This window comes from Thiohalocapsa sp. (assembly GCF_019695415.1).
In the GTDB taxonomy this organism is placed as follows: domain Bacteria; phylum Pseudomonadota; class Gammaproteobacteria; order Chromatiales; family Chromatiaceae; genus Thiohalocapsa.
Genome location: NZ_JAIFKJ010000322.1, coordinates 1 through 7,223, shown reverse-complemented (window position 1 = coordinate 7,223; position 7,223 = coordinate 1). Strand labels below are relative to the sequence as shown.

Here is a 7,223-nt window from a genome sequence, read left to right as displayed (position 1 = left end):
TGTTTTGTGCCAGCAGTAGACTGCATACTCGTCGCTCAGGCGTCTCGTGGTCTCGGATATGTTGATAATCGACAGCCATTCCCGCCCTAGCGCTGCTGCTGTTCATTATTCCGGTTTTCGGCCTCGGCCCCGGCTCGGCGCTGGTCGCGCTGTTCCTCTACAGCCTGCTGCCCATCGTGCGCAACACCCACGCCGGCATCACCGGCATCGCGCCGTCGCTGCAGGAGGCCGCCGAGGCCATCGGGCTGCCGCCCCGGGCGCGGCTCTGGCGCATCGAGCTGCCGCTGGCCCTGCCGATGATCCTGGCGGGCATCAAAACCGCCGCGGTGATCAACGTCGGCGCCGCCACACTGGGCGCGCTGATCGGCGCCGGCGGCTATGGCCAGCCCATCCTCACCGGCATTCGGCTGGACGACACGGCGCTGATCCTCGAGGGCGCCATTCCGGCGGCGTTGTTTGCGCTGGGGGTGCAATGGGGCTTCGAGCGGGCCGAGCGTGCGGTCGTGCCGCGCGGGCTGAAACCGCGCTGAAGCCGGGGTGAGGTTGCCGTGGCTTGCGGGAGCCCGGCCGCGGTCGATGCTGGCATGCGCGGCGTCGAGCCGGGCGCGGAACCGTTCGTCTGTCCGGCGGTCCACCACCCACGAGCCGGTGATTCCCAGCCGATTTCCAGCGAGACGCCTGCCAGTCGGAGGCCTGCCAGTGAGACATCGGCAGGTCTCGAGATGACCTTATTGGCTCGCCCGAAGCCGGTAAGATGGTGGACTGACACCCGCCAAGCCGTGAGCGGCTTTGCTGACAATGCAGATATCAACGCGCTTTCGTACCTCCCTATGAGCCAGTCGCCCATCGACAACCCCAAGCATCAGAACCCTGGCGGCCAGCCGGTGCTGGTGGGCGAGAATGCGCGCCGGGATGACGTGGACCAAGCCTGGGAGCAGGACAACCAGGCCTGGTGGGATTGGTACATGACCCTCGCCGACAACAGCGGCGAGCCCGCCGCCGGGCAGCAGGCGCTCGACCCTGCCTGGGATGCGGCGGGCAACCTCGACGGCGCCACAGACGTGGACGAGGCGGCCGTCCGCGCCGAGTTGTCGGCCCCTTACCCACTGACAGCCGACCAGATCGATGCCTTCCGCGCCAACGGCTACATCAAGCTGCCGGGGGTGTTGTCTGCGAGCGCGACGCGGCTGCTCCGGCGGGAAATCGCGGAGCTCCTGGGCGCTGCCTTCGACACGCGGCTCGACGGCGGCACCCATGGGCGCTTTCTCAGCGCCGAGATGGCCTGGCTCGAGCACCCGCTGCTGCGCGCGTACGTACTCAGCCCGCGCATCGCCAAGATCTGCGCGGATCTGCTCGGCGTCACCGGGGTCCGGCTCTATCACGACAACCTGATGTCCAAAGAGCCCGGGTGCGGGCGCACACCCTGGCACTACGACGCGCACCACTTCCCGCTGGCCACCAACGACGTGGTGACGGCTTGGATCCCCGGGCAGCCGATTCCGCGGGCCATGGGCCCACTGTGCTTCGCATGGCCCATCGACGTCTACAAGCTCGTCCAAGGCGTGGCCTTCAACAAGTTCGACACCAGCTATGATCGGGGCGTCGGGGAGGTCTTCCGCCGCAATGCCGTTGCCGTGGACGACGGCCCGTTCGCTGCGGGAGAGGTTAGCTTCCACCACAATCTCTGCTTTCACTCGGCGGGTGCCAACCACACCAATCAGAGTCGCGTGGTGCTGGCAAACACCTTCTTCGCGGACGGCGCGCGGGTGCTGGAGCACCCGACGATGGTCTCGGGTGACTGGCAGAAGTTCATTCCAGGTGCGGCGCCCGGCGCCGTCGCCGCGAGTCCGCTGAATCCGGTCTGCTGGCCCCCGCAAGCGTAGACCCCTCTCCGCGTCGTGCGAGGGCGCCGAGGCCGCGCGTCAGCGCCCGAGTGCCTTGCCCCGTTGCGATCGGCCCCCAGCTCTTGCGCCCATGCCCTGTCGCCCGCGCTCGCCCCGGCTGGAGGGTCCGTCGTCAACCCCATTCAGCCGAGCGAATGCATTCATGAGCGACACCTTCGAGCGCAGCTGCGAGCACTGGAGCGAGACCGGGCGCCGGGAGATGGAAGACTTCTACGCCCTCGCGTCGGTGGACTACCGTCATCTGGCCGAGGCCCTGGACTGGGTCGATTGGCTCCGAGCCCGCCAAGCCCGGGCCGGCCAGAGACCGGTGCGGCTGCTCGATGTCGCTTGTGGCTCGGGCAAATTCCCATCCGCGCTGCAGCGCTACGCAGGCGTGTCACCGAGCCGCGTTGCTGCCGTCGATTATTCGTTGCTCGACCCGTCCGCCTTCTCCATCGCGGAGACCCGTGGTGTCTTGTCTCCGCCCTTCGTCGCGGGGGCCGAATACGAGAGCACCCTGCAGGCGCTAGACTGTCCACCCCAGCACTTCGACGTCGCCTGGGCCACGCATGCGCTCTATGCACTGCCAGCCGAGGAGCTGGAAGCCGGGCTGGAACGGCTGCTGCATGCGGTCGGCGATGCGGCCTTCATTGCCCACGCTGCGAGCGACTCCCATTACCTGCGCTTCTACCGCGCCTACCTGGACGCCTTTCGCGCCGGCGGCGGCACCCCCTGTGTCAAGTCCGAGCAGATTGGGGCCGCGCTGGAGCGTCTCGGGGCGAGGCCGCGGGTGCACGGGATTCGCTACTCCAACGGTGCGCCCGAAGCACAGGCGGCGCAGGTTCAGGGCTACCTGCAGCGCTGCCTCTTCGATGACAGCCTGGATCTGGAGCAGATGCTTGCCCATCCAGTCACCGGCGCCTACCTCGAGAGCTGCCGGCAAGGGGGCGAGTGGCGCTTCGCCCAGCACGTCTTCCTGATCTTCTGCGAGACCTGACGCCGCCGCTCGACCGCCACCCGCGGAGCCCGCGTGCGTGCTCCACCACCACAAAGGTTCCATGGAGGCGACGTGCTGCTGCGAGAGGCAGGTCCGACGCTGGCGCTCGGCCTACTATTGACCTTCGGCTCCAGTATTGGCCAGACCTACTTCATCGGCCTGTTCGCAGGCGCCGTGCGCGACGACCTGGCTTTGAGTCACGCCGGCTTCGGCGGTCTGTACACCCTGGCCACCGCGGTTGGCGCCGCGCTGTTGCTCTGGCTCGGCAAGGCTGCTGATCGGTTCCAGCCGGGCCCGCTGGCGGCCGCAGTAATGCTGCTGCTGAGTGGGGCGGCGCTGGGGATGGCAAGCGCGGACTCGATCTGGCTGCTGGTGCTTGCCCTCGTCGGTCTGCGCTTTCTCGGCCAAGGGATGCTGGGCCACATCACCGTGACCATGCTGGCGCGGCGTTTTGCCGCCGGTCGGGGGCGCGCCCTCGGCGTCGCGATGCTGGGCTACCCGATCGGCGAGGCGCTGCTGCCCGTGCTCGTGGCCCTGGCCCTGGCGGCCTTCGGGTGGCGGGCGATCTGGCTCGGCGCGGCGACAGTGATGCTGCTGATGATTCCCATGGTCTTGCGGCTGGAGCGAGCCATGCGCCGCACAGCGCAGGGCCGGCACGCGCCCGTCGGCACCGCGGCCGCGCCGGCCGCCGGCTGGAGCCGGTCGCAGGTGCTGCGGGACGGCCGGTTTCATGCGCTGCTGCCGACACTGGCAGCAACGCCCTTTATCGTCACCGGCGTGCTGTTCCATCAGGTGCACCTGGCGCAGGCCAAGGGTTGGACACTGCCGGAGCTCGCGGCCTGCTATCCGCTGTACGCGCTCGCCGCCACCGGCGCGGCGCTTGGCTGCGGCTGGCTCATCGATCGTCTCGGCGCGATCCGGCTGCTGCCCGTCTTCCTGCTGCCGCTGGCACTGGGCTTGGCGCTTGCCGGGAGCGACATCGGCGGCGGCGCCGACGGCACTGCGCTCGCGATCGCCGCGGCCTTCATGGCCCTTGTCGGCGCCACCGCGGGCAGCGCGACGGTGCTGTTCGGCGCCCTTTGGGCGGAGGTCTACGGCACCCGTCACCTGGGTGCCATCCGCGGGCTTGTTGCGGCCTACATGGTCTTCGCCACCGCGTTGGCTCCCGGCACCCTCGGCTGGCTGCTGGACCAAGGCACCGAGCCGCAGCAGCTGCTGCTCTGGCTTGCCGGCTGCGCCCTGCTCTGCGCTGTTGCCACCCTGCCGCTGCTACCGCGCCTGCAGCAGACGCGGGCAACCCTGAGCCCAGGCCAAGCGCCTCCTCCAACCCACCACCAAGGCCCTGCTGACTGCCATGCCTGAACCCATCCACATCGACAGCCGCTGGGCGCAACGCCTGCGAAGCGGCGAGCAGCCGGACGCAGCGGACGTGCGCGAGCACCTGTTGGCCGTGCACCAGCGCCACGCAGGCTTCACCGAGGCCGTCGCCCGAGGCTGTCGCGACGCGGCCGGGCGCAACAGCTACGAATGGCTCGCGGAGGTGATCGACCCCTCCCGGCATCGGACCGTCCTGGATCTTGCCTGCGGCAGCGGTGTGCTTGCGGAGGTCTGTCTGCAACGCCACGGCGATGCGATCGAGCTGATCGGCGTCGATATGAGCGCGGACGAGCTCGCCTTGGCGCGCCGCCGCATGCCGAACCCCGGCGTCAGATTGCACCAGGCCCTCGCCCAGAGCATGGACTGCATCCCGGACGCGGGCGTCGACGTGGTGCTCTGTCATTGGGCCCTGACCCTCATGGACCCGATCGAGCCGGTGCTCGCCGAGATCCGGCGGGTTTTGCGTCCGCAGGGCATCCTGGCCGCGATCATCGACGGCGACATCGCGAGCTCCCCCAGCTACGCTGCGGTGCACGATGTGATCTATTCGGCGGCGCAGCACGAGTACCCTTGTTATGCCAACGCGGATCTCGGTGACGCCAGGGTCCGCACCCCGGAGCCGCTCGCTGCGCTGCTTCGGCAGACCTTCCCCGACGCCTCGGTTCGGATCGAGCCCGGACTGGTCAGTCTCGATGGTGCACCGCAGACATTGGCGCAGGAGGCCACAGGCTTCTTCTACGCGTCCTTCGTGCTGTCCCCGCAGGCGCGGGCGCGGGTGTTGGCCCAGGTCGCGACAATCCTCTGCGCCGATGTCGGCAGCGACGGGCGGGGGCGCTTCGACATGCCGATTCGTCGGCTCGTCGCGCAGCTCTAGGGCGGGCAGCGGCAGCGACGGCATCCGCCACCAGCCGAGCGCTCGGTGCCATCGCGCTCGGGACCCGGTGCTCAGGCCCCGGTGCTCAGGCCCCTATGCTGCTTGCAGCCGGGTGTGCCGGCCACCTCCCGTCAACACGTCACAGTCGTGCATCGTGATGCGGTTGCGTCCTGCCGCGAGCGTTGGCAACGCCTGAGGCCGCAGCGGTGCACCGGCTCGGTCACGCCGCAGAGCCCTCGATCCAGTCGCTGGCCTGGCCGAGCCGGGGGCGCGCAAGTGCCTGCTGCGCGCGCCGTTGGTCGGGGCATACAAAAGATGGACAAATTAGAAGGAGACTTATTGATACCTTTTCAAAACGCAGACATTGCGTTTCAGGATCATGGACAAACCTCCTCTGGTGCGACAGAAGCCCGTCCGCGGACGGCAACCCTCAGCCTCGGAGAATCGCCAATGACCTTTCGCAAAACCACCATCACTGTCGGCATCCTGCTCAGCCTCGGCCTCAGCGTGGGCACCGCGGAACAGGCCGCCGCCGGGAGCGGCTGCGGCAAGATGACTGCCTACCAGGGCCAACCGCACGGTCGCGTGATGATGCACCCCGGCGGCTATGGCTATGCGCCGGCCGCCCGTCAAATGCCGCGTCCTACGGCTGCACACCCGGCGATGTACTGGGGCGGGCAGCCACCGCGGATGGTCAAGATCGCGGATGCCGAAGCCGCCAGTGATGCACCCGGGGACATCGTGGACGTCGCCGTCGGTGCCGGCAGCTTCGAGACGCTGGCCGCGGCGCTGCAGGCGGCCGGCCTGGTGGAGACCCTGAAGGGCGAGGGGCCCTTCACCGTCTTCGCGCCCACCGATGAGGCCTTCGCCGCAATCCCGGAGGCGCAGCTCGAGGCGCTGCTCGCGGACAAAGAGGCGCTGACCGCTGTGCTGACCTACCACGTGGTACCGGGCAAGGTCATGGCGGCGGACGTTGTCGACCTCGACAGCGCAACCACGGTCCAGGGCGCGGATCTGACCATCGGCACCGCCGACGGAGTCACGGTCGATGGTGCGAACGTCGTGAAGACCGATATCGAAGCCAGCAACGGCGTCATCCACGTCATCGATGCGGTGCTCATGCCCAAGTAGGCAGCAACGCCTGGCGCTGCACGGCCGCGGCTCGCCGCGCGCGGCCGCCCGATGGGCGAACGTGCCGTTGTAGCGCCACACCCAGCCCTGCGCCCACCCATCGATGACACTGACACGAGGAGCAAGCGACCATGAGCGACGACATCACCACCTGGCCCGAGCTGGCGATCTCTCTTTACGACAAGTTGACCGGCCGGGGTGCGGAGATCACCTACGAGTTCGATCAGCTGGACGTCTATGTGCCGGCGAGGGTCGACGCCGATCCGAAATCGGCTAAATGGACCCTGAATGGTACGTTGAAAATCCGCACCCGTGACGCCGGTGCGGCGTCATAAGTGGACCCCCCAACGCTGACGAACGGGGCAGACTCAACGGCGAAGCATAACCGGCTGCTGCTGGCAGGGAGTTTGTGCCTGACCGGTCCCAATGGCGAGCGATTCCAGGTCCGCGGTGCTGGTGAGCGTCTCGAGGTGGACGTCGACCCTGCGGCGCTGAGCCTCGGCGTCCTCTCGCGTCTGCCCTCGCGAGGCACCCGCCGGCGTTGGCTGCTGGCCGCTCAGCCGGCGCTGCGCCGGGCCGGGGTCTCCGTCGAGATACGGATGAACGGCCGTCCTGTCGCCTTCTACGGTTGGCAGAGCAAGCCAACCTTCCTCGCCCGCGTGCTGGGTCTCGGTCCGGTCGAAGTGAGGCTCTCTCAGCTGTTGTCCGCTTGGCTACGCCGGCTGCCAGCTCACGCGGATCAGTGAGCGAGCAGCACCAAGGCAGTTGGAGAAGGTTGTTGATGTCGCGCGTACCGGCCTTCGTCGAGGCGCGTGGCGCGTTGAATCTCGTCTTCTCTCGCAGCGGCCACTGTGGGCGCTTAGTCTCTTACCTCCAAAACCTTCGACAAATCGGTGAAGAGCCCAGAGCGCCGCTCTGACCAGGCTAGGTTGCACGAAGTACTCGCGGATCACGAGCGCGG

The 7,223-nt window shown here is 68.2% G+C and carries 8 protein-coding genes; all 8 read left to right on the top strand.

From position 1 onward, the window contains the following. Positions 1 to 77 precede the first annotated feature (77 nt). The 8 genes from I6U14_RS09275 to I6U14_RS09240 all read left to right on the top strand — a co-directional run bounded on the left by I6U14_RS09275 (position 78) and on the right by I6U14_RS09240 (position 7,008). Positions 78 to 530 (top strand): ABC transporter permease, encoded by a 453-nt coding sequence (locus tag I6U14_RS09275; RefSeq protein WP_296898705.1) that lies wholly within the window; start codon positions 78 to 80, stop codon positions 528 to 530. A gap of 300 nt (positions 531 to 830) precedes the next feature. Beyond that, positions 831 to 1,883 carry a phytanoyl-CoA dioxygenase family protein gene (locus tag I6U14_RS09270; protein ID WP_296898703.1) on the top strand — a complete coding sequence of 351 codons (1,053 nt, stop codon included), beginning with the start codon at positions 831 to 833 and terminating at the stop codon, positions 1,881 to 1,883. 163 nt (positions 1,884 to 2,046) lie between these two features. Beyond that, entirely contained in the window at positions 2,047 to 2,880 is an 834-nt protein-coding gene (locus I6U14_RS09265) for a class I SAM-dependent methyltransferase (protein WP_296898701.1), read from the top strand. 72 nt (positions 2,881 to 2,952) lie between these two features. Next, entirely contained in the window at positions 2,953 to 4,242 is a 1,290-nt protein-coding gene (locus tag I6U14_RS09260; protein ID WP_296898699.1) for an MFS transporter, read from the top strand. Beyond that, the gene (locus tag I6U14_RS09255; RefSeq protein ID WP_296898697.1) at positions 4,235 to 5,131 is read left to right on the top strand and encodes a class I SAM-dependent methyltransferase; all 897 of its coding nucleotides are present in this window, start codon (positions 4,235 to 4,237) and stop codon (positions 5,129 to 5,131) included. Before I6U14_RS09260 ends, I6U14_RS09255 begins: the two co-directional genes overlap by 8 nt. A 450-nt stretch (positions 5,132 to 5,581) precedes the next feature. After that, positions 5,582 to 6,262, top strand: coding sequence for a fasciclin domain-containing protein (locus I6U14_RS09250; protein WP_296898695.1), 681 nt, complete (start codon positions 5,582 to 5,584; stop codon positions 6,260 to 6,262). A gap of 131 nt (positions 6,263 to 6,393) precedes the next feature. Further along, positions 6,394 to 6,597: a hypothetical protein gene (locus I6U14_RS09245; protein ID WP_296898693.1), complete on the top strand. Its 204-nt coding sequence runs from the start codon at positions 6,394 to 6,396 to the stop codon at positions 6,595 to 6,597. Between the two features lie 72 nt (positions 6,598 to 6,669). After that, the gene (locus tag I6U14_RS09240; protein WP_296898691.1) at positions 6,670 to 7,008 is read left to right on the top strand and encodes a hypothetical protein; all 339 of its coding nucleotides are present in this window, start codon (positions 6,670 to 6,672) and stop codon (positions 7,006 to 7,008) included. The last annotated feature ends 215 nt before the right edge of the window (positions 7,009 to 7,223 follow it).

Bases quoted from the DNA above. Each gene is read 5' to 3' on its own strand.
- I6U14_RS09245 (WP_296898693.1), top strand. From the start codon at position 6,394: ATGAGCGACGACATCACCACCTGGCCCGAGCTGGCGATCTCTCTTTAC.
- I6U14_RS09250 (WP_296898695.1), top strand. From the start codon at position 5,582: ATGACCTTTCGCAAAACCACCATCACTGTCGGCATCCTGCTCAGCCTC.
- I6U14_RS09270 (WP_296898703.1), top strand. From the start codon at position 831: ATGAGCCAGTCGCCCATCGACAACCCCAAGCATCAGAACCCTGGCGGC.
- I6U14_RS09265 (WP_296898701.1), top strand. From the start codon at position 2,047: ATGAGCGACACCTTCGAGCGCAGCTGCGAGCACTGGAGCGAGACCGGG.
- I6U14_RS09255 (WP_296898697.1), top strand. From the start codon at position 4,235: ATGCCTGAACCCATCCACATCGACAGCCGCTGGGCGCAACGCCTGCGA.